Annotated in this window: 20 protein-coding genes; 12 read left to right on the forward strand and 8 right to left on the reverse strand. The window is 61.4% G+C overall.

The window, feature by feature from the left end:
- Positions 1-2 precede the first annotated feature (2 nt).
- The 10 genes from QMK47_RS06070 (at position 3) to tadA (ending at position 9,793) form a co-directional block, all read left to right on the forward strand.
- Entirely contained in the window at positions 3-527 is a 525-nt protein-coding gene (locus QMK47_RS06070; RefSeq protein WP_258690406.1) for a helix-turn-helix transcriptional regulator, read from the forward strand.
- A gap of 255 nt (positions 528-782) precedes the next feature.
- Positions 783-2,396 (forward strand): Fic family protein, encoded by a 1,614-nt coding sequence (locus QMK47_RS06075; protein ID WP_320389950.1) that lies wholly within the window; start codon positions 783-785, stop codon positions 2,394-2,396.
- A 168-nt stretch (positions 2,397-2,564) separates the two neighbouring features.
- Positions 2,565-2,840: a hypothetical protein gene (locus QMK47_RS06080; RefSeq protein WP_320389951.1), complete on the forward strand. Its 276-nt coding sequence runs from the start codon at positions 2,565-2,567 to the stop codon at positions 2,838-2,840.
- A gap of 4 nt (positions 2,841-2,844) precedes the next feature.
- Positions 2,845-3,369 carry a helix-turn-helix transcriptional regulator gene (locus QMK47_RS06085; RefSeq protein WP_253471762.1) on the forward strand — a complete coding sequence of 175 codons (525 nt, stop codon included), beginning with the start codon at positions 2,845-2,847 and terminating at the stop codon, positions 3,367-3,369.
- Between the two features lie 321 nt (positions 3,370-3,690).
- On the forward strand, positions 3,691-5,673 hold the full coding sequence (locus QMK47_RS06090) for a tetratricopeptide repeat protein (RefSeq protein WP_320389952.1): 1,983 nt from the start codon (positions 3,691-3,693) through the stop codon (positions 5,671-5,673).
- 128 nt (positions 5,674-5,801) lie between these two features.
- The gene (locus tag QMK47_RS06095; protein ID WP_320389953.1) at positions 5,802-6,197 is read left to right on the forward strand and encodes a DUF6632 domain-containing protein; all 396 of its coding nucleotides are present in this window, start codon (positions 5,802-5,804) and stop codon (positions 6,195-6,197) included.
- Between the two features lie 136 nt (positions 6,198-6,333).
- Positions 6,334-6,873 carry a kinase inhibitor gene (locus tag QMK47_RS06100; protein ID WP_214511327.1) on the forward strand — a complete coding sequence of 180 codons (540 nt, stop codon included), beginning with the start codon at positions 6,334-6,336 and terminating at the stop codon, positions 6,871-6,873.
- 5 nt (positions 6,874-6,878) lie between these two features.
- The gene (locus tag QMK47_RS06105) at positions 6,879-7,697 is read left to right on the forward strand and encodes a helix-turn-helix transcriptional regulator (RefSeq protein WP_214511328.1); all 819 of its coding nucleotides are present in this window, start codon (positions 6,879-6,881) and stop codon (positions 7,695-7,697) included.
- Between the two features lie 222 nt (positions 7,698-7,919).
- Complete coding sequence (locus QMK47_RS06110) at positions 7,920-9,296, forward strand: multicopper oxidase family protein (protein ID WP_253471770.1); 1,377 nt, start codon at positions 7,920-7,922, stop codon at positions 9,294-9,296.
- On the forward strand, positions 9,296-9,793 hold the full coding sequence (gene tadA, locus QMK47_RS06115; RefSeq protein WP_258690410.1) for a tRNA adenosine(34) deaminase TadA: 498 nt from the start codon (positions 9,296-9,298) through the stop codon (positions 9,791-9,793). The genes QMK47_RS06110 and tadA overlap by 1 nt, the downstream gene beginning before the upstream one ends.
- Positions 9,794-9,917: 124 nt before the next feature.
- On the opposite strand, the gene cmoB is transcribed toward tadA, so the two are convergent.
- The 8 genes from cmoB to QMK47_RS06155 all read right to left on the reverse strand — a co-directional run bounded on the left by cmoB (position 9,918) and on the right by QMK47_RS06155 (position 19,343).
- Complete coding sequence (cmoB, locus tag QMK47_RS06120; protein ID WP_043042530.1) at positions 9,918-10,874, reverse strand: tRNA 5-methoxyuridine(34)/uridine 5-oxyacetic acid(34) synthase CmoB; 957 nt, start codon at positions 10,872-10,874, stop codon at positions 9,918-9,920.
- Positions 10,871-11,614, reverse strand: a complete 744-nt coding sequence (cmoA, locus tag QMK47_RS06125; RefSeq protein WP_018611163.1) for a carboxy-S-adenosyl-L-methionine synthase CmoA — start codon at positions 11,612-11,614, stop codon at positions 10,871-10,873. Before cmoA ends, cmoB begins: the two co-directional genes overlap by 4 nt.
- Positions 11,615-11,798: 184 nt before the next feature.
- Complete coding sequence (locus QMK47_RS06130) at positions 11,799-12,434, reverse strand: lysoplasmalogenase (protein WP_320389954.1); 636 nt, start codon at positions 12,432-12,434, stop codon at positions 11,799-11,801.
- A 2-nt stretch (positions 12,435-12,436) separates the two neighbouring features.
- The gene (locus QMK47_RS06135) at positions 12,437-12,829 is read right to left on the reverse strand and encodes a protease inhibitor I42 family protein (protein WP_024617663.1); all 393 of its coding nucleotides are present in this window, start codon (positions 12,827-12,829) and stop codon (positions 12,437-12,439) included.
- Between the two features lie 216 nt (positions 12,830-13,045).
- Entirely contained in the window at positions 13,046-15,460 is a 2,415-nt protein-coding gene (gene lon, locus QMK47_RS06140; protein ID WP_320389955.1) for an endopeptidase La, read from the reverse strand.
- Between the two features lie 197 nt (positions 15,461-15,657).
- Positions 15,658-16,971 (reverse strand): MFS transporter, encoded by a 1,314-nt coding sequence (locus QMK47_RS06145; RefSeq protein WP_253471782.1) that lies wholly within the window; start codon positions 16,969-16,971, stop codon positions 15,658-15,660.
- Between the two features lie 305 nt (positions 16,972-17,276).
- Complete coding sequence (locus QMK47_RS06150; protein ID WP_320389956.1) at positions 17,277-18,518, reverse strand: HlyC/CorC family transporter; 1,242 nt, start codon at positions 18,516-18,518, stop codon at positions 17,277-17,279.
- A gap of 12 nt (positions 18,519-18,530) precedes the next feature.
- On the reverse strand, positions 18,531-19,343 hold the full coding sequence (locus tag QMK47_RS06155) for an inner membrane protein YpjD (protein WP_214511335.1): 813 nt from the start codon (positions 19,341-19,343) through the stop codon (positions 18,531-18,533).
- Positions 19,344-19,549: 206 nt separating this feature from the next.
- Here QMK47_RS06155 and ffh point away from each other — a divergent pair, with 206 nt between their 5' ends.
- Together ffh and rpsP are read left to right on the forward strand one after the other, a co-directional pair.
- On the forward strand, positions 19,550-20,926 hold the full coding sequence (gene ffh, locus QMK47_RS06160; protein WP_253471795.1) for a signal recognition particle protein: 1,377 nt from the start codon (positions 19,550-19,552) through the stop codon (positions 20,924-20,926).
- 251 nt (positions 20,927-21,177) lie between these two features.
- Positions 21,178-21,429, forward strand: a complete 252-nt coding sequence (gene rpsP / locus QMK47_RS06165) for a 30S ribosomal protein S16 (protein WP_003198088.1) — start codon at positions 21,178-21,180, stop codon at positions 21,427-21,429.
- Positions 21,430-21,433 lie beyond the last annotated feature (4 nt).

Genomic DNA, 21,433 nt, shown 5'->3' on the forward strand with positions numbered 1-21,433 from the left:
CAATGGAATATATTTTTACCTTGAAATATCAGCTTGCTGACGACGGTTGTGCCATGGATGAACTGGTCGAGCGGCTGGGAGAAGCGGGCTGCGACGACGCCCTGGTCGGTATCGGGCAGCCGGGGCGTCTGGCGCTTGAGTTCACTCGCGAGGCGCCTGATGCGGTCAAGGCAGTGCTTAGCGCTCTGGCCGACGTCCATCGCGCGGTGCCGTCGGCCAAATTGATCGAGGTTGCGCCTGATTTGGTCGGGCTGACCGACGTTGCTGAGATCGTAGGTGTGTCTCGGCAGAACATGCGCAAGCTGATGTTGGCTCATCCAGGCAGCTTCCCGACGCCGGTGCATGAGGGCAGTACATCTATCTGGCATTTGGCAGACGTTCTGGGTTGGCTGCAGGCCAGGGGCAGCTATTCGCTTACCAAGGACGTGTTGGATGTGGCCCAGGTGGCGCTGCAGGTCAACGTTGCTAAAGAAGGCCGACGGTTGCCTGGTATGGCTTGCGAAGAGTTGGACGCTTTGGTTGGGTGACAGCTTTGGGGAGTCGCTGAATAGAGACTCCGACAACATGGACGTGTTGTAAGCGAATAAGGAATACGTCGCACCGAACAGGCATGTTCAGCCTCTTCCTCAGTTTTGACGAGCCGGTTGTCGAAAATAATCGTTTTTGTGCGAGACTATGGTTATCTAATCGTTTCTGTACAGTCTTAACCGTTAGCTGACAAGATCAGGCGCACGCCCTCATTTCTAAATCCCTAAAAGTCGTCTTGTCCGCGGAGGCCCTTTATGACCGATTTGCCCGCAGACCCGATAGGCGCCGCCTGGCTGGCCCAAACCTATGGCGTACAGCCTCTGGGGCGGCTACCCGTGACGAGCCAAGTGGGCGGGCGACGCGCAACTCAAGTCAACGACGGCTTCCGTCTGGAAACCTACACGGAGGCGATGCGACCGAATAAGGAGCCTGCCGCGCATCTGCAGTTCCATCTGCGTCATGAAGTCCCCCATCTGGAGTTCCTTGCCCGTCTGTTCGAGAATACGGGGCCTGGTTTCGTCCAAGACTGGATTGCGGTCGAGCCGACTGGGCAGTATGCGCGTCGTGCTGCGTTTCTGTATGAATGGCTGACCGGAAACACTTTGGTCGTGCCCGAACGCCTGGGTGGCAATTACGTCGATGCGATTGACGAAGCCAAGCTGGTGTCGGCATCCCGCGACCAGGTGGTGAAGGTGCAGCGCTGGCGGGTAAATGACAACCTGCCCGGCACGCGCAAATTCTGCCCCTGCGTGATCAAGACCGAGGCGGTAATGCGTGCGGTCGGACTGGACGTCCCACGCTTGTTCGGTGAACTGACGGACGAGTTCGGCGAGGATCTGCTGATGCGGTCGGCGGTCTGGATGACGTTACGCGAGAGCAAGGCCAGCTTCGCCATCGAAGGCGAGGCCGACCGGGTAGGGCGGGTGCAACGCTTTGCGGACGTGATGGCTCGTCGTACAGGGCAGGGTACGGTCCCGTTGAGCAATGCCGCACTGGCAGAGTTGCAGCAGGAAATTCTCGGTGATCGGACGACGATCACCCACTTCGGCGTGCGCCAGTCACCGGTTTTTGTCGGTGAAACGGTGCGCTACCAGGAGGTCGTACATTACGTCGCCCCTGCGGCCGATGAGATCGGTGCGATGCTTGAAGGGCTTAGGGTGTTCCTCGAAAGGACGCAAGGCCAGTCGTCGGTGATGCGCAGCGCCGTTGCAGCCTTTGGTTTCGTCTATATCCACCCACTCGCTGATGGTAACGGCCGTGTACACCGGTTTTTGGTCAACGACGTACTGCGACGCGACGGCGTGATCCCGGATCCTGTGATTCTGCCGATCTCAGCGGTTATTACAGATGATGCGGGCGAGCGTCGCGGCTACGACCGAGTGCTGGACCAGGTGTCCAGGCCGCTGATGCAGGCCGTACGCGAGCGAGTAGTCTTCGAGCCCCGGCAGACGACCTATCCAGATGGTGTCGTGTCGAACTTCTCTTTTCAGGGCGCTGACCAGGCCCGCCCGCTGTGGCGTTATCCGGACCTCGGACCTCATACCGTGTTCCTGGCCAATATCATTGGCCGGACGTTGACCGAGCAGATGCGCGAAGAGTCTCGTTACCTGCGCAGCCACACGCGCGCGCGCGCGATGCTGAAGGAGGTGGTCGAGATGCCCGATCAACAGGCAGATCGGGTGCTGCGCTCAATCGAGCAAAATCGCGGTGAGTTGAGCAATGTGCTTGCCAAGGAAATGCCCGTGCTGCAACAGGTCGGGGTGTGGGCCGAAATCGTTGATGTCGTCTCGCGGGCGTTTGCGGAGGACGGTGGAGTGGGTGCTGGCGTGATTGATCGATATCGCCCGGGAAAGCCCGTCGACCGCTGAAGCCCTTCATGCAGCTTCCCCGTCACCTTTCGCTACGATTGCCGTCTCAGCGGGCACCGAGACACGCTTATCATCGAACGGTATGGCCTGCGGATAGTGCGGCCATTCGAAATTAGTGCGGTTGTCATTTGACAACCTTACTGGTCGTGCGAATACTGGAGATCACGGATGATTCGTCCAACGCATCCGAAGAAAGAAATCGAAGAAACGATTAGGTATGCCGAAGGGCAAGGGTGGCGCGTAGACATTGGCGGCAGTCACGCCTGGGGGCGGGTTTATTGCCCGTACAAAGAGGTGGAGTGCCGTTGTGGCGAGTTCTGTATCACTTCGATATGGAGCACGCCGAAGAGCCCTGGCAACCATGCGCGAGCCTTGCGACGCGTTGTGGACAATTGCACTGCGCATCGCAACCGACATGACGTTGATGGCGATGCTGAGGAATAGAACAATGGAATATATTTTTACCTTGAAATATCAGCTTGCTGACGACGGTTGTGCCATGGATGAACTGGTCGAGCGGCTGGGAGAAGCGGGCTGCGACGACGCCCTGGTCGGTATCGGGCAGCCGGGGCGTCTGGCGCTTGAGTTCACTCGCGAGGCGCCTGATGCGGTCAAGGCAGTGCTTAGCGCTCTGGCCGACGTCCATCGCGCGGTGCCGTCGGCCAAATTGATCGAGGTTGCGCCTGATTTGGTCGGGCTGACCGACGTTGCTGAGATCGTAGGTGTGTCTCGGCAGAACATGCGCAAGCTGATGTTGGCTCATCCAGGCAGCTTCCCGACGCCGGTGCATGAGGGCAGTACATCTATCTGGCATTTGGCAGACGTTCTGGGTTGGCTGCAGGCCAGGGGCAGCTATTCGCTTACCAAGGACGTGTTGGATGTGGCCCAGGTGGCGCTGCAGGTCAACGTTGCTAAAGAAGGCCGACGGTTGCCTGGTATGGCTTGCGAAGAGTGGGACGCTTTGGTTGGATGACAGTGTTGGGGAGTCGCTGAAGTGGGGTTTCGATAACATGGGAGTGATTAACCCCCCAGCACTGAGCTGCGCCCACTAGCGTGCAGTACTAGGTTCGGACGACCGTAGGAAAGGGTTTTAGCCCATGCCAAAAGGCTGGCTTAGGCATTAGGAAGTTGTGCTTAAATGCCAACCTCTCCACCGTTGCTCTTGGCTTGTCCACGTTTGTCCGTCGCTCTCTGCAAGTGAATGCGCAAAGCTGTCGGCCGCTCACAACAAGACTGCAAACTTCCATCCCAAGAACACCGTGCCGACAAACTCAGAAACGGTGTCACTGCCCTTATGTTCAAACGCATCCTGTCCGCTCTGAGCGGCAAGAAATCCAGCACGTCGACACCGGTTTCTTCTGCGCACACTGACGCTCCGCCGCCCCAGCCGGACGAGGGTGAATTGATCACGGTCTACGACAGCTACGGTCGTGAGATGCAGATCACCCGCAACGAGTGGCGCAACAATGTCTTCCTGCCAAACCTGCGAGAGAAATGGAATTCTGCTGACGAGCTCTACAGCCTGATTATCTCGGGTTTGAATGATGGTTTTGTCGCTGACTTGATTCCGGCCGCGGCGCAACTGGTCGAGATCGACAGCAATCCCGAGCGCAGCCATGTCATCCAGGGCATTGTGCTGCTGGAGAACGGCCAACTCGATGCCGCCGAAAACGCGCTGCGCACGGGGATGGCGAAAGTGGGCGCGACAGGCACCTTGCTGACCAACCTGGCCAAGGTCTTCAGCGAGCGAGGTGAACCGGCGCTTGCCGATGAAACGCTTTGGCACGCGATCCAGGCTGACCCGAATCAAGAGAATGGCCTGCTGTGGTGGGCGGCCATTCAGCGGGAAAGGGCCGGCGAGGCGGGTTATGTCGAGGCGCTGCGTACCGTGGCTGCGTTGCCCGGCAGTTGGCGTGCGCCCTTGTGGTTGGCGCGTCATTGCCTGGAACAGAAAGACGTCGAGTCGGCACGCGGGTTTTACACGCAGGTGCTGACGGCGGGTACGTTCGACGGCAGCGCGCTGATGATGATCTCGGGCGACTTGGGTAACAACGGCCAGATTCCACTGATCATCGAGTTGGTCGAGCCCGTCTACGATGAGCACAAACACGACCCCATGGCCGGTATCAACTTGCTGCGCGCCTATCAGGAGCTTGGCCAAGCGGCCGAAGGCGAGGCGCTGCTCGCTCGCCTGTATGCCCTGGGTTTTGCGCCGATCAAAAGCCAGCTCGACCAGTTTGCCCAAGCCTTCCAGCAAATGCACAAGCAGGGCGCCCAAGGCGTGCCGGTGGATCCTGAAAACCTGCAGTTCGCGACGTTGGCATTGAGCCAGCCGATCTGGCACTACGGTTTGCGCAACGCCGACTGGTTCTTCGCGCAGAAACCGGAAGGGGCATCGGAAATCGGTTTCTTCGCATTGTCCAAAAGCACAGACGAGGTAGAACGCGCCGAGTCGCAACGGGAGGATGAACTGGGGCGCTTCTCGCGCGCGATTCCTCTATACCTGGCCGAAGCCGTGCACTACTGGAGCGACCATGTAGGCACGTGTTATATCCAAATCGTGGAAGGCGGCGGCCCGGTGTTATCCGGGAGCGAAGCCGACGGCCAAGCACTTTTCGATATCGTGCCGCCGACGATGAAGTCCTTCATCACCGGCGAGATCGGCTGTTCGGGTGACGGTGATCAAGCCCTATGGCAGCTTTCCCTGAGCCTCTGGGACTGCGCGACCCGCACCCGGCAAACTACCGAAAGCGGCAGCGCGGTGAAGGCCGGCATCGGCGCTCTGGTACTCGACCTTGAGCAGCGCTTGCTTGCCCGCATTGGCCTGAGGCGCGAGACGCCCGTGGATTCGTTCTACCTGCATCCCACCGCCGAAGCCCTGCCGGTCTACCTGACCGAGCTGGGCCAGGCCTTCATGTTGACGCTGCTGGCGAACGGGCGCATGCCTAAATCCGCGATGTGGGGGGAGCGTGCCATGCTCGACTGGCCGCTGAACATGGCCCTTCATTGGCCCACGGTGGAAGTCGCCAAGCTGATGTACATCTCCGGGTTGGGCAAGGCCCACGATTACCAGTCGGACGTACTCGCCGAATACAAGGAGCGCAGCCTGCAGTGGCTGCGCGAGTTGGAGCAGGCGGGCAACCCTGCATCGCGCTTGGCGCCGTTGATATGGAAGGTGTTCGGTATGCAGGCGGAGCTACAGGATTACCTGCGCCACCTGCCTGACGATACCAGTGCTGCGCACAAGGCCTGGCTGGAGCGGGTGAGCGAGGCTTGATGATCGACAAGTCGCTTGGAGACGGCCCAGGCGACTGACGGCATGGGCTGGCCGGTGTGCGTTCCAGGCGCGTTCTATACTCCGGGCACCCATTACGGCGACAGTCGCGCCGCAACAAGGAGCCAGCCATGAACGACACCCAACGACTCGCCGGCTTGCGCATGGTTTTGATCGTTGTCGGCCTGATCGCCGTCTTCGCGATCTGGCCGCTGATGAACCTGTGGCCGTCTGGCTGGGCGTGGCACAGCGGGCATTCCCACTATCCGTTGATGATTGTCGGAATCTACGCCACCCTCGGTGTGTTCCTGCTGATGGCGTCGCGCGATCCGATGAAACACCTGAGCCTGATCTGGTTCACCGTGTGGTCGAGTATCGTGCACGGCGCGATCATGGCCGTGCAGTCCTTCGACGTCGAGATGGATGGGACCCGGCATATGGGGCATTTACTCGGCGATGTGCTGGCGCTGTTCATCGTCGCGGCGGCGCTGGCTTTTTTCATTCCACGCGGTAGCCCTACGCGCTAGCTGCCTCGAGTGGCGGTGATGGTGCTCCCCTCCGGATCTCGAGCATTTCGGCACAATTGTCGAGCGTTTCGGCACACTGACCATTTGGCGTTCAACCTAGACTCTGGCTTCATTTTCAGCCTCAAACGGAGTCGCGATGAACATCAGATCAATCCTGCCTGCACTTTCCATGGCTGTGGCATTCAGTGGCTACGCCGCCGACTTTTCACTGACCAGCCAGGACATTGCTGACAATCGCCCATTGACCCAGCGGGAAGTGTTCCAAGGCTTCGGTTGCGAAGGCGGCAACACCTCGCCGCAGCTTTCCTGGATAAACGCCCCCACCGGCACTAAAAGCTACGCGATCACGGTCTACGATCCCGATGCGCCGACGGGCAGCGGTTGGTGGCATTGGACGGTTTTTAACCTGCCCGCTTCTATCCACAGCCTGCCAAGTGGGGCAGGGCCGAGTTTGCCTGCCGGTGCAGTTCAAGGGCGAACCGACTTTGGTCAATCCGAGTTTGGCGGCGCCTGTCCTCCAGTTGGGGATAAACCCCATCGCTATCAATTCACCGTATGGGCATTGAAAGTCGATAAGCTAGCGCTCGACAACCAGGCCAGCGGGGCCTTGGTAGGGTACATGCTCAATGCCAACGCCTTGGCCAAAGCGACCATTACTTCAACTTACGGACGTTAAGCGCGATGCACCCTTGTGAGGGCATACAGCACCGGGAAAACATTATCGATGCGTGTGTCATTCGGGCGCGCCAGCCCCTGACCTTGTCAAGGGTGCCGGTGTTCGTGACGACTTTGTGTCGAGTACGCCAAGGGGAAAAGTTGTTGCAGTGGGATGGCCGGGAGATGCGCGCCGGGCCGCAACATCTGATACTGATGCCGGCCGGGCGCGAGTTGGGTCTCTCAAACTTGCCCGGCCCCCACGGCCACTACATCGCCGATGCGGTGACCTTTCCCGTCTCGACATTGCGCAGCTTCAGTACCCGTTATAGCCAGCAGATCATGAGCCGTCGGGGTGTACTGAAGAATGATTTATGCGTCCGCCTGGACAGGCACACGACACAGGCATGGGATCAGTTGCTGACTGCCATCAGGGACGACGCCCCTCAGGTATTACGCACACATTATGGGGAAGCGGTCCTCCTGGGCCTGTGCCTTGGCGGCCAGCTCGGGCCCTTGCTGATGGGGCGCGACGATCCACTTTGTGAGCGTGTGCAGCAGCTGGTAATGGGCAGCCCGCAGAGAGACTGGACGGTGGCGGACGTCGCACAGCACCTGAACCTGGGGGAGTCGACGTTGCGTCGCCAATTAACGAATGAGGGGAACAGTTTCCGCAATATTCTGGAGGGCGTTCGATTGGCGACCGCGTTGCAATGGCTGCAGACCACTTCTCGCCCCATCGGTGAAATTGCCGGGACCTGTGGTTACGCCTCGGCCTCACGTTTTGCAGTGCGCTTCCGCTCACGCTATGGGCTGTCGCCACGTGAATTGCGGGAAGGAATCTAAGCTTTCCCGAGGTCACCCTTGGAACACTGGACGGCATCAACATTAAGCGCCTTGGATGTCGAGACCCTGAAAGTTGAGCTGATGGGGACTGAGAAGACCTGTGGATAATTTCTATAGGTTTTTTCATTTTTGCAGCCCTTACCGTTTCTCATCTGCGGGTGTATCGTATTCGCCTTTTGCGGGCCCAACGGTTCGCCGCGGATTCAATAGGTGGTTGCGTTCATGTCCTTTACCCGTCGCCAAATACTCGGTGGCCTGGCCGGTCTTGTTGTCGTTGGCGTGGGTGCGGGAGGTGCGTCGCGGTACTGGCTGGGCAAGCGCGCCGATGCCGATGCCGGTCACGACTATGAATTGATCGCCGCACCGCTGGACGTCGAGCTGGTGGCCGGGCACAAGACCCAGGCCTGGGCGTTTGGCCCCTCGGCGCCGGGCACCGAGCTGCGGGTGCGCCAGGGCGAATGGTTGCGGGTACGCTTTATCAATCACTTGCCGGTCGCCACCACCATTCATTGGCACGGGATCCGTTTGCCGCTGGAGATGGACGGTGTGCCGTATGTCTCGCAATTGCCGGTGTTGCCGGGCGAATATTTCGATTACAAGTTCCGCGTGCCAGACGCCGGCAGCTATTGGTATCACCCTCACGTCAACAGCAGCGAAGAGCTCGGGCGTGGGCTGGTGGGGCCGTTGATCATCGAAGAGCGTGAGCCCACCGGCTTCAAATACGAGCAGACCCTGAGCCTCAAGAGCTGGCATGTGGACGAGCAGGGCGAGTTCGTCGCGTTCAGCATTCCCCGTGAAGCGGCGCGTGGCGGCACGGCTGGCCGGCTGGCGACCATCAACGGCGTGGCGCAAGCGGTGATTGACCTGCCGGCCGGGCAGATCACCCGGGTGCGCTTGCTCAACCTGGACAACACCCTGACGTACCGCATCAACATCCCAGGCGTTGAAGCGCAGATCTATGCGCTGGACGGCAACCCCATCGAACCGCGCCCGTTGGGCAAGGAATACTGGCTTGGCCCGGGCATGCGCATTTGCCTGGCGATCAAGGCACCGCCAGCCGGCGAAGAGTTGTCGTTGCGCAATGGTCCGGTGCGCCTGGGGACCTTGCGTTCGGTGCCTAACAGTGACGCGCCGAGCCAATGGCCGCCGGCGCTGCCGCCCAACCCGGTGTCGGAGCCGGACCTGGCCAATGCCGAAAAACTCAACTTCAATTTCGAATGGGTCGGCTCGGTGTCGGTCAATGTCGACAATGGCAAGCCGCCGAGCCTGTGGCAGATCAACGGCAAGGCCTGGGACATCACCGACAAGACCTGCGCCGACCGGCCGATCGCCACGCTGAAGAAAGGCCAGAGCTACATTTTCGAATTGAAGAACATGACTCAGTACCAGCACCCGATCCATCTGCACGGCATGAGCTTCAAGGTGATCGCGTCGAACCGGCACAAGGTCGTGCCGTATTTCACCGACACTTACCTGCTGGGCAAGAACGAGCGGGCGCAGGTGGCGCTGGTGGCGGATAATCCAGGCGTGTGGATGTTCCACTGCCATGTGATCGACCACATGGAAACCGGCCTGATGGCCGCCATCGAGGTGGCTTGATGCGCCAGATTCGCCCTGCCAGGATCATCGACCGTAGCCGTGACCAGGACTTCATGCGCGAAGCCCTGGCCCTCGCCGCACAAGGCGCAGCCCTGGGCGAAGTGCCCGTGGGCGCGGTGCTGGTGCAGGACGGCGAGATCATCGGACGCGGCTTCAACTGCCCCATCAGCGGCCACGACCCCAGTGCCCACGCGGAAATGGTCGCCATCCGCGCCGCCGCCCAGGCGGTGAGCAACTATCGCCTGCCCGGCAGCACGCTGTATGTGACGCTGGAGCCATGCAGCATGTGCGCTGGCCTGATCGTCCATTCGCGTATCGCCCGGGTCGTCTACGGCGCCCTGGAGCCCAAGGCCGGCATCGTGCAGAGCCAGGGGCAGTTCTTCAGCCAGGACTTCCTGAACCATCGGGTGATGTACGAGGGCGGGGTGTTGGCCGAGGAATGCAGCACCGTGCTGAGTGAGTTCTTCAAGGCCCGAAGAGCCAAATCCCAAGACTGACACCGACCTCCTGTGGGAGCGAGCTTGCTCGCGATGACGGCCTGACATTCAACAGCGATGTTGCCTGACAGACCGCTATCGCGAGCAAGCTCGCTCCCACAGGGGGTTGTAGTGTTTGCGCGATTTACTTACGCGCCACAATCACCGCCCGCATCGGCGCCGGCAGCCCTTCGATGGTTTTGCTGTGGTCGGCGGGATCGAGGAAGTCGCTCAGCGACTGATACTTCATCCACTCGGTGCTGCGCTGTTCCTCTACGGTGGTCAGGCTCACGTCCACGCAACGCACATCGCTGAACCCGGCGCGGCGCAGCCAGCGCTCCAGGGCCGGGACCGACGGCAGGAACCACACGTTGCGCATCTGCGCGTAGCGGTCCTCGGGCACCAGCACCTGGTGTTCGTCGCCCTCGATCACCAGGGTTTCCAGCACCAGTTCACCGCCCTTGACCAGGCAGTCCTTCAAGGCCAGCAGGTGCTCGATTGGCGAGCGCCGGTGGTAGAACACGCCCATGGAGAACACGGTGTCGAAACCTTCCAGCTCTGCTGGCAGGGCTTCGAAGGGGAACGGCAAATGCCAGGCGTTGGGCTGCGACAGGTAGCGCTGTACCGCCTGGAACTGGCAGAAGAACAGCCAGTTGGGATCGACGCCGATCACCGTGTCAGCCCCGGCGCCGAGCATCCGCCACATGTAGTAGCCGTTGCCGCAGCCCACATCGAGGATGCGCTTGCCTTTCAGGTCCAGGTGCGGGGCCACCCGTGACCACTTCCAGTCCGAGCGCCATTCGGTGTCCACGTGCACGCCAAACAGGTCGAAAGGACCTTTGCGCCATGGCGACAGGCCCATCAACGCGGTACGCATTTGCGCACGGGTTTCGTCGGAACAATCGGTGTCGAGCGTCAGACCATTCAGCAGGTCGACCGTGGTGGGTTGCAAGGCGGGCAGCGCATCGAGCGCGCTTTGCCAACGCTCCAGATCGCCATGGCCCTTTTCCATCTTGCTGTCGAGTTGCGTCTGCAGTGTCGCGGCCCAATCGGCCAGGGGCGTGCCGGCCAGATGGCGGGCGAGGGGGGACAGATCAATCATGGCAGGGCAATCAACGAGGCGAAGTTAAGACACTGGAACCACGGCACGACTTTCGAGAACCCGGCCGCCAGCAGGCGTTCGCGGTGTTCCTCGAGGCTGTCGGGCTTCATGACGTTTTCGATGGCGCTGCGTTTCTGGGCAATTTCCAGCTCGCTGTAGCCGTTGGCGCGCTTGAACGCCACGTGCAGGTCGGTGAGCAGGGCGTGTTCCTCGGCATCGTTGAACCGCAATTTTTCCGACAGGATCAGGGCGCCGCCCGGCAGCAGGGACTGGCGGATGCGGCTCAACAGTGCGGTGCGCTGGTCCGGCGCGATGAATTGCAGGGTGAAGTTCAGTGCCACCACCGAGGCCGGCTGGAACGTCAGGGCGAGGATGTCGCCTTCGATCACTTCCACCGGCAGCAGCTCCTGGAACATCGAGTCCTGGCCGTTGAGATATTCGCGGCAGCGCTCGACCATGGCCGCCGAGTTATCCACAGCGATTACCCGGCAACCGTCCGTGCGCACGTGGCGGCGCAGGGCCTGGGTCACGGCGCCCAGGGACGAGCCCAGGTCGTAGAGCACGCTACCCGGCTGGGCGAATTGCGCGGCGAGCACGCCTAGGTTTTCGACAATGGTCGGGTAACCCGGCACCGAACGCTTGATCATGTCCGGAAACACCCGCACTACGTCCTCGTTGAAGGCGAAGTCCGGCACTTGGGCCAGGGGTTGGGCGAATAGGCGATCGGGATCTTTGCTCACGGCGGTTCCAGCGGCATGGGTGGTGAAAAGGCCGGCATTTTAACCAAAAAACCTGTGGGAGCGAGCTTTGTGGGAGCAAGGCTTGCCCGCGATAAAGGCACCGTGGTCTATAGCAAGACCACATTATCGTTCATCGCGGGCAAGCCTTGCTCCCACAGAGCTTTGTTCCCATATTTATCTTTGTTCAGTGTGGCTTTTGGGTAAAGGCCGACGCGGTAATCCCCCACTGGCCCAGCCAGTAACTGACGATGATCAGGTAAGGCGCGGCATGGAAGGGCTGCACGAACCGGTTGATGCCGATCAGGCTGTCGGAGAACACAAAGGCCAGCGCCCCGGCGGCGGCCAGCCAGGCCGAGCGTTTCGGCACGCCGGTGCCCAGCCGCGCCAACGCTCGCCAAAGCATGGCGCTGATGGCCAGGCCGTAGACAATCACCGGCACCAGCAACGGCCCGAGGCCGTTCGACACCAGGATCCCCAATAGCACCGCACCGATGCCCAAGGCCAGGGCCAATGGCAGCAGCGCCGGGCGGCGGCAGTCGCTGAGGTAGGTTTTCAGGTAGGCCAGGTGCGCCAGCAGAAACGCGCCAAGGCCGAACACGAACAGATCCCCCGGCCAGGCCAGCAACACATCACCCACCAGCGAAAAAATCAACCCGAGGCTGATCCAGCGCCGATAGTCACTGGGCGGCGCATCGTGCAGCCAGCCGAGCAGGGCCAGGACCGGCATGGGCTTGACCAGCAGGCACAACAGCGTGGCGTGCACGCTCAGGCCGTACAGGTAGGTGGCTGCGCCCATCAGTGCCAGGATCAGCCAGCCCACGGTCAGTTCACCGCAATGGCGCAGTCGAAAGTTTCTACAGGCGGCACTTCTGGGGCCCAGGGCTGTTGATAAGTCAGGCGCAAGCGCCCGGTGCCCGCGCTGAACGCCTGGAAGCGCCAGGTCGAGACACCTGCGGCGCCAACGATGCCGGCGTCTTCCGGGTTGCGATAAACCTCCGGCCCCAAGCCTTTGAGCACGCCACCGGCCGAATCCTGGATCGCCCAGCGATAACCGGTAGTGGGGTTGCTGGGCAGGCTCAGGATCAGGTTCTGCCCGTTATTGAGCCTTACCGGGCACTGGCTCAGCTTTTCCACGGTCACGTTGTTGCTGGTTTGCGTGGCGCAGGCGCTCAACAGGGCGAGGCTGAGGGGGACGAGCAGGCGGGTGGGGGACATAAGGGTGGTGGCTCCGGCATTCACGACGAACGGCGAGCATAACCGAAGATGCTACTGGGTGTGTCAGCTAGGCATATGTTGTTGCTGATGCCGCCATCGCGGGCAAGCCTTGCTCCCACAATGGATCTTTGTTGTACACAAAATCTGTGAGCGACATTTAATCCTGTGGGAGCAAGGCTTGCCCGCGATGGGGCCCGCACAAGCGCTAGAGGAACATCAGAACAACACCTTGGCCACATCCGCAAACCGCTTGGCAAAGTGCACCGTGACACCTTCCTTGAGGTAGTCCGGCAGTTCTTCGAAGTTGCCTCGGTTGGCTTCCGGCAGGATCAGTTCGTTGATTTTCTGCCGCCGCGCCGCGATGACCTTCTCGCGCACCCCGCCAATCGGCAGGACGTGCCCGGTGAGGGTCAGTTCGCCGGTCATGGCCACGCCTTTTTTCGGCGGCTGGTTGCGGGCCAGGGACAGCAACGCGCTGGCCATGGTCACGCCGGCGCTCGGGCCATCCTTGGGCGTGGCGCCTTCCGGTACGTGCAGGTGAACGAAGGCCTCGTCAAAGAACTTCGGATCGCCGCCAAATTGCTTCAGGTGCGAACTGACGTAGCTGTGGGCGATTTCCGCCGATTCCTTCATCACGTCCCCCAGTTGCCCGGTCAGCTTGAAGCCTCGATTGAGGGTGTGGATGCGCGTCGCTTCGATCGGCAAGGTCGCGCCGCCCATGCTGGTCCAGGCCAGGCCGGTGATCACGCCGATGCCGGACAACACCTGCTCGTTGCGGAACACCGGTTTGCCCAGGGAGGCTTCGAGGTCCTTCGGCCCGAGCTTGATCACAGCCTTAGGGTCGTCGATCAGCTTCATCACCGCCTTGCGCACCAGTTTGCCCAGTTGTTTCTCCAGCTGTCGCACCCCGGCTTCACGGGCATAGCCGTCGATCAGCGCCTTGAGCGCGCTGTCGTTGATACTCAGGCTGCCCTTGGACACGCCGGCCTTGGCCAGTTGCTTGGGCCACAAGTGACGCTTGGCGATGGCGACCTTTTCTTCGGTGATGTAGCCCGACAGGCGGATCACTTCCATCCGGTCCAGCAGCGGGCCGGGGATCGAGTCCAGGGTGTTGGCGGTGCAGACGAAGAGCACTTTCGACAGGTCCAGGCGCAGGTCCAGATAGTGGTCGAGGAATTCGACGTTCTGCTCCGGGTCGAGGGTCTCCAGCAGGGCCGAGGCCGGGTCGCCCTGGTAGCTCTGGCCCATCTTGTCGATTTCATCGAGCATGATCACCGGGTTCATCACTTCGACATCTTTCAGCGCCTGCACCAGCTTGCCCGGCTGGGCGCCGATGTAGGTGCGCCGATGGCCCTTGATCTCGGCTTCGTCGCGCATGCCGCCGAGGCTGAAGCGGTAGAACGGCCGCCCCAGGGATTCGGCGATGGATTTGCCGACGCTGGTCTTGCCCACGCCCGGCGGGCCGACCAGCAGCACGATGGAACCACTGATCTCGCCTTTGTAGGCGCCGACGGCGAGGAACTCCAGGATGCGGTCCTTGATGTCGTCCAGGCCGGCGTGGTGCTGGTCGAGCACCTTGCGCGCGTGCTTGAGGTCAAGCTTGTCCTGGCCATACACGCCCCACGGCACCGAGGTTGCCCAATCCAGGTAATTGCGGGTGACGGCATATTCCGGCGAGCCGGTTTCCAGGATCGAGAGTTTGTTCATTTCCTCTTCGATGCGCTTCTGCGCCTGGGCCGGCAGCACCTTGCCTTCGAGCCGCTGCTCGAACTGTTCGATATCGGCGCTGCGGTCGTCCTTGGTCAGCCCCAGCTCCTGCTGGATGACCTTGAGCTGCTCCTTGAGGAAGAACTCGCGCTGATGTTCGCCGATCTTGTTGTTGACCTCGGCGGAAATCTCTTTCTGCAACCGCGCCACTTCGACTTCCTTGCGCAGCATCGGCAGGACTTTTTCCATGCGCTTGAGCATGGGCACGCAGTCGAGCACTTCCTGCAGCTCATTGCCGGTGGCGGAGGTGAGCGCAGCGGCAAAGTCGGTCAGCGGCGAAGGGTCGTTGGGGCTGAAGCGGTTGAGGTAGTTCTTCAGCTCTTCGCTGTACAGCGGGTTGAGCGGCAGCAGTTCCTTGATCGCGTTGATCAGCGCCATGCCGTAGGCCTTGACCTCATCGGTCGGCTCGCTCGGCTGGTGCGGGTATTCGACTTCCACCAGGTACGGTGGGCGATGGTGCTTGAGCCAGGTGCGAATACGCACGCGGGTCAGGCCCTGGGCGACGAATTGCAGCTTGCCGCCTTCCCGACTGGCGTGGTGTACCTTCACCAGCGTGCCGTACAGCGGCAGTTTCGAGGTGTCGAAATGGCGCGGGTCTTCCTGGGGCGAGTCCATGAAGAACAGCGCCAGGGAGTGATGGTCGGACTTGGCCACCAGCTCCAGGGTCTCGGCCCACGGTTCTTCGTTGACGATTACCGGCAGCACCTGGGCTGGGAAGAACGGACGATTGTGGATCGGGATGATGTAGACCTTGTCCGGCAAATTCTGGCCAGGCAGGGCCAGGCCGGTGCCGGAGGCGGTGTGTTCGATGTGTTCGGAGTCAGCGTATTCGTTGATGGCTTCGGTAGAGTGCTGGTCGCTCATGGGGCACCTGCGCAATGGGGTATGGGTCTTAGATGGGGCAGGTGGGGGGTGGTTTCAATGGCGGGTGATTGTTAGCGGTTATTTCATTGACCGGTTTTACCCCGTAGGAGCTGCCGAGCGAAGCGAGGCTGCGATCTTTCCCCTGACGCTTGAATCTCAAGCGAAAGCTCAAAAGATCGCAGCCTGCCGGAGACGCGTCAGGCGACCCGGTTCAAGTCGTTATGACGCGTCTCCTTCAAGCACAGCACGGCGATCACGCTAAGCAGTGCGGCCGTTGAAACGTAGCCCCCGACATAACTCAAACCACCCATCGCCACCAGTTTCTGAGCGAAGAACGGCGCGGCCGAGGCGCCGACGATGCCGCCCAGGTTGTAGGCCGCCGAGGCGCCGGTGTAGCGCACGTGGGTCGGAAACAGTTCTGGTAGCAGGGCGCCCATGGGGGCGAAGGTCACGCCCATCAGGAACAGCTCGATGCACAGGAACAGCGCCACGCCGCCGGTCGAGCCGTGGGTCAACAAGGGTTCCATGAGGAAACCCGAGGCAATCGCCAATACGCCGCCGACGATCAGTACCGGCTTGCGCCCGTAGCGGTCGCTGGCCCAGGCCGACAGGGGCGTAGCGGCGGCCATGAACAGCACGGCAAAGCACAACAGGCCCAGGAAGGTCTCGCGGCTGTAGCCGAGTGTGGACACGCCGTAGCTCAGGGAAAACACCGTCGAGATGTAGAACAGCGCGTAACACACCACCATCGCCGCCGCGCCCAGCAAGGTTGGCGCCCAGTACTGGCTGAACAGCTCGACCAACGGCACCTTCACTCGCTCCTGGCGAGCCATGGCATTGGCGAACACCGGGGTTTCGTGGAGCTTGAGCCGCACATAGAGGCCGACGATCACCAGCACGGCACTGAGCAGGAACGGAATCCGCCAGCCCCAGGCGCGGAACTGCTCGTCGTCAAGGGTCATGGCCAGGGTCAGGAACAGCCCGTTGGCCGCCAGGAAGCCGATGGAGGGCCCCAGCTGGGGAAACATGCCGAACCAGGCGCGCTTGCCCTTGGGCGCGTTCTCGGTGGCAAGCAGCGCCGCACCGCCCCATTCACCGCCCAACCCCAGGCCCTGGCCGAAACGCAGCACGCACAGCAGGATCGGCGCCCAGGCGCCAATGCTGGCGTAGCCCGGCAGCACGCCGATGAGGGTGGTGCAAACGCCCATCAGCAGCAGGGACGCCACCAGCGTCGACTTGCGCCCGATCCGGTCGCCGAAATGGCCGAACAGCGCAGAGCCCAGCGGGCGGGCAAGGAAGGCGATGCCGAACGTCAGGAAGGACGACAGCATCTGTGCCGTGCCCGAGGTTTGCGGGAAGAACACCGGCCCGATCACCAGGGCCGCAGCCGTGGCGTAGACGTAGAAGTCGTAGAACTCGATGGCGGTGCCGATGAAACTCGCGGTGGCCACGCGGGTGGCCGAATTTGTCGGCTGGGCAGACACAGCCTCGTTGCAGGTAGCGGTCGTCATGCAGTTATCCCTGACAGTCGTGTGCTCCATTGGAGCGAATTATTATGGTCGAACACCCAGGGATGTGGGCGGATATCCTTTCGCTGTTTCGGGTAGGAACAGTCGCAGGACTGATGCGGATTTTGCCGATGGTCGGGCCGGAACCGGCTGGGTGCGGATAAGCACGGGGTTCGGGCGGGGCTGGGTAAGCGGGTTGAGTATAGGAAGGAGGCTAACGAATCAACAAGAGAGCTGGCCCACAATAACGGCGCTTGCGATGAGCTTTTGTGGCGAGGGAGCAAGCTCCCTCGCCACGGGTGCGGTGTTTAGAGCACTACCGGCACCGAACTGTTATGCCACGCCAGCACCTGGCTGACACGGTTGTCCACGGTCTCGATGATTTCCAGTCGATAACGGCCGATCTTCAGGCACACCGGGCTTTCGGGGATGGTTTCCAGGGCTTCGGTCACCAGCCCGTTGAGGGTCTTGGGACCGTCGCAAGGCAGATGCCAGCCCAGGGTCCTGTTCAATTCGCGGATCGACGCCGCGCCATCGATCATCAGGCGACCATCGGGCTGGGGGTGGACGTGGGGGTTGTCGAGGCTGTGCTCGCTTTCGAATTCGCCGACGATTTCTTCGAGGATGTCTTCCAGGGTGACGATGCCCAGCACTTCGCCGTATTCGTCCACCACCATGCCCAGGCGCCGCTGCTGCTTGTGGAAATTCAGCAATTGCAGTTGCAGTGGCGTGCTTTCAGGGACGAAATAAGGCTCGTGGGAGGCGGCCAGTAGCGCTTCCTGGGTCAGGCTCGCGTCCGCCAGCAAATGACGGATCTGGCGCGTGTTGAGCACCGCTTCGACCTGGTTGATGTCGCTGTGGAACACCGGCAGGCGGGTGCGACGGTTCAGGCGCAGCTGTTCGATGATCTCGCCGATGGGGTCGTCGAGGTTGATTCCGTCGACCTCGCTGCGGGGCACGAGGATATCGTTGACGGTGATGTTGTCCAGGGCATGGATGCCGGAAATCGGATGCAGTCGGCCGCTGCTGTGCTCAGTTTCGTGCTCGCTGCGCGGTGACGCGGGCATCTCGTCGTCGCTCTGTTGCACCATGCTGGCTTTGCGCGCAAAGGGGCGCAGCAACAATTGGCTGGCACTATTCAACAGCCAGGCAAATGGATAGAGGATCTTCAGCGGTATGCCAAGCAAGGCGTTGCCCAGCGCCAGCACCGCTTCGGGCTGGCGGGTGGCCAAGGTGCGCGGCAGGTAGTCGGCAAACACCAGCAGGGCGGCGCTGGTGCCGAGCCAGGCTACCCAAGGACCGTTTTCCAGCCAGGTAAAAATTGCCAGCAAGGTGCCGATGACGACGGCCAGGGTGCGACAGAGGGTATTGCACAGGATCAGGCTGGCCAGCGGGAATGTCAGCGTTGCCAGCGGTTTGTCACTGGCGCGCGAGGCCGTGCGCTGGGCCAACAGGTGCTGCTGGGCGGCTTCGATGGCGGTGAACAGGGCCGACCAGAGGATCAGCACCACCAGCACGGCGAACAACGGCGCTACGGGCAACGTATCCATCAGGGCCGTCCGTCAGATATGCAGGATGTATTCACGGACCAGCTTGCTGCCGAAGTACGCGAGCATCAGCAGGCAGAAACCGGCCAGGGTCCAGCGAATCGCCTTGTGGCCGCGCCAGCCGAGGCGGTTGCGGCCCCACAGCAGCACGCTGAAGACGATCCACGCCAGGCAGGCCAGCAGGGTCTTGTGCACCAGGTGCTGGGCGAACAGGTTCTCGACGAACAGCCAGCCGGAGATCAGCGACAGCGACAGCAGGCTCCAGCCGGCCCAGAGGAAGCCGAACAACAGGCTTTCCATGGTTTGCAACGGCGGGAAGTTGCGGATCAGCCCGGACGGGTGCTTGTTTTTGAGCTGGTGGTCCTGCACCAGCAGCAGCAAGGCCTGGAACACCGCGATGGTGAACAGGCCATAGGCGAGGATCGACAGCAGGATATGGGCAAGGATGCCCGGCTCTTCGTCGATGATCTGCACCGTGCCCGACGGCGCGAATTGCGCCAGCAGCACCGTCGCCAGCCCCAGCGGGAACAGCAGCACCAGCAGGTTTTCCACCGGAATGCGCGAGCAGGCCAGCAGCGTCAGGCCTATCACGGCGACGGCGATCAGGCTGGCGGCGTTGAAGAAGTCCAGGCCCAGGCCGATCGGCGTCATCAGGTGGGTATAAAGGCTGGTCGCGTGACCGAGCACCGCCAGTACGCCAAGCGTGACCAGCAGGCGTTTGTTCGCCTTGGCGCCGGTGGCCAGGCGGGTGCCTTGATAGAGGGTCGCAGCGGCATAAAGGCAGGCGGCGGCGAGCGTGGCAAGCAAGCTGGGTGACAAGGGGAGCATAAATCCTGTTAGGCAAGCCCGAAAGGCGCTGAGTTTGGCATAGAACCCCCTTCGCACGAAAGACCACCGCAACTGACAGTAAGGTGTACGTTGCCCGCTTCTTCGCTATAATCCGCGACCTGCCCACGCCGCAGGCTCGCCGAGCACATTTTTCACGGTCTGGGCCGCCATTATCCCGGTCTCATCTGGGCCTGAAAGGATCGCGCATGTTTGAAAACCTAACCGACCGTCTCTCGCAGACGCTGCGCCATGTCACCGGCAAGGCGAAACTGACCGAGGACAACATCAAAGACACCCTGCGCGAAGTGCGCATGGCGTTGCTCGAAGCCGACGTCGCCCTGCCGGTGGTCAAGGACTTCGTCAATTCGGTCAAGGAACGCGCCGTCGGCACCGAAGTGTCGCGCAGCCTGACACCGGGCCAGGCGTTCGTGAAGATCGTCCAGGCCGAACTCGAAAGCCTGATGGGCGCCGCCAACGAAGACCTGAACCTGAGCGCCGTACCGCCAGCGGTGGTGCTGATGGCCGGCCTGCAGGGCGCGGGCAAGACCACGACAGCCGGCAAGCTGGCGCGCTTCCTTAAAGAGCGCAAGAAGAAGTCGGTGATGGTGGTGTCGGCGGACATCTACCGTCCGGCCGCGATCAAGCAACTGGAAACCCTGGCCAACGACATCGGCGTGACGTTCTTCCCGTCCGACCTGAGCCAGAAGCCGGTGGACATCGCCCAGGCGGCTATTAAAGAAGCAAAACTGAAATTCATCGACGTGGTCATCGTCGATACCGCCGGTCGCCTGCACATCGATGAAGAGATGATGGGCGAGATCAAGGCGCTGCATGCCGCGATCAACCCGGTGGAAACCCTGTTCGTGGTCGATGCCATGACCGGCCAGGACGCGGCCAACACGGCCAAGGCGTTCGGTGATGCGCTGCCGTTGACTGGCGTGATCCTGACCAAGGTCGACGGTGACGCCCGTGGCGGTGCCGCGCTGTCGGTACGCGCCATCACCGGCAAGCCGATCAAGTTCATCGGTATGGGCGAGAAGAGCGAAGCGCTCGAGCCGTTCCATCCCGAGCGTATCGCTTCGCGCATCCTCGGCATGGGCGACGTGCTCAGCCTGATCGAGCAGGCCGAACAGACCCTCGACAAGGACAAGGCCGAGAAACTGGCCAAGAAGCTGAAGAAGGGCAAGGGCTTCGACCTCGAAGACTTCCGCGACCAGCTGCAACAAATGAAGAACATGGGCGGCCTTGGCGGCCTCATGGACAAACTGCCGAACATCGGTGGTGTGAACCTGGCGCAGATGGGCAATGCCCAGGGCGCGGCTGAAAAGCAGTTCAAGCAGATGGAAGCCATCATCAACTCCATGACCCCGGCCGAGCGCCGCGACCCTGAGCTGATCAGCGGTTCGCGCAAGCGCCGTATCGCCATGGGGTCCGGCACCCAGGTGCAGGACATTGGTCGCTTGATCAAGCAGCACAAGCAGATGCAGAAGATGATGAAGAAATTCTCCGCCAAGGGCGGAATGGCCAAGATGATGCGCGGCATGGGCGGTATGTTGCCCGGCGGCGGCATGCCGAAAATGTAAAGAATCTGCGCCGGCTGTCATGTCGGCGTTGCCCTGCACGGATGCGGGGATCTCCAGCAAACCCGCGCTACGCGGGAGCTGACTTGCCGTTTTTCATGACGGCTCTATGGCAAATCTTGATCGCATGGCGCCAGGCGCCGGAAAAAGACATTTGCAAAAGTCCGGATATTCCTTAGAATATGCGGCCTTTCGGGCACCTATGCCCGCTGTGCATTTAGATTTGCAGCACCGACTACAGGAACGATGTTCACATGCTAACAATCCGTCTTGCCCTTGGCGGCTCCAAAAAGCGCCCGTTTTACCACCTGACCGTAACCGACAGCCGCAACCCGCGTGACGGTTCCCACAAGGAGCAGGTTGGTTTCTTCAACCCTGTTGCCCGTGGTCAGGAAGTTCGTCTGTCCGTGAACCAAGAGCGCGTAGCCTACTGGCTGAGCGTTGGTGCACAACCTTCTGAGCGCGTTGCTCAGTTGTTGAAGGAATCGGCTAAGGCTGCGGCCTGAGCAA

It is taken from the genome of Pseudomonas sp. P9_35 (genome assembly GCF_034008205.1).
Classification (GTDB): Bacteria; Pseudomonadota; Gammaproteobacteria; order Pseudomonadales; family Pseudomonadaceae; genus Aquipseudomonas; species Aquipseudomonas kilonensis.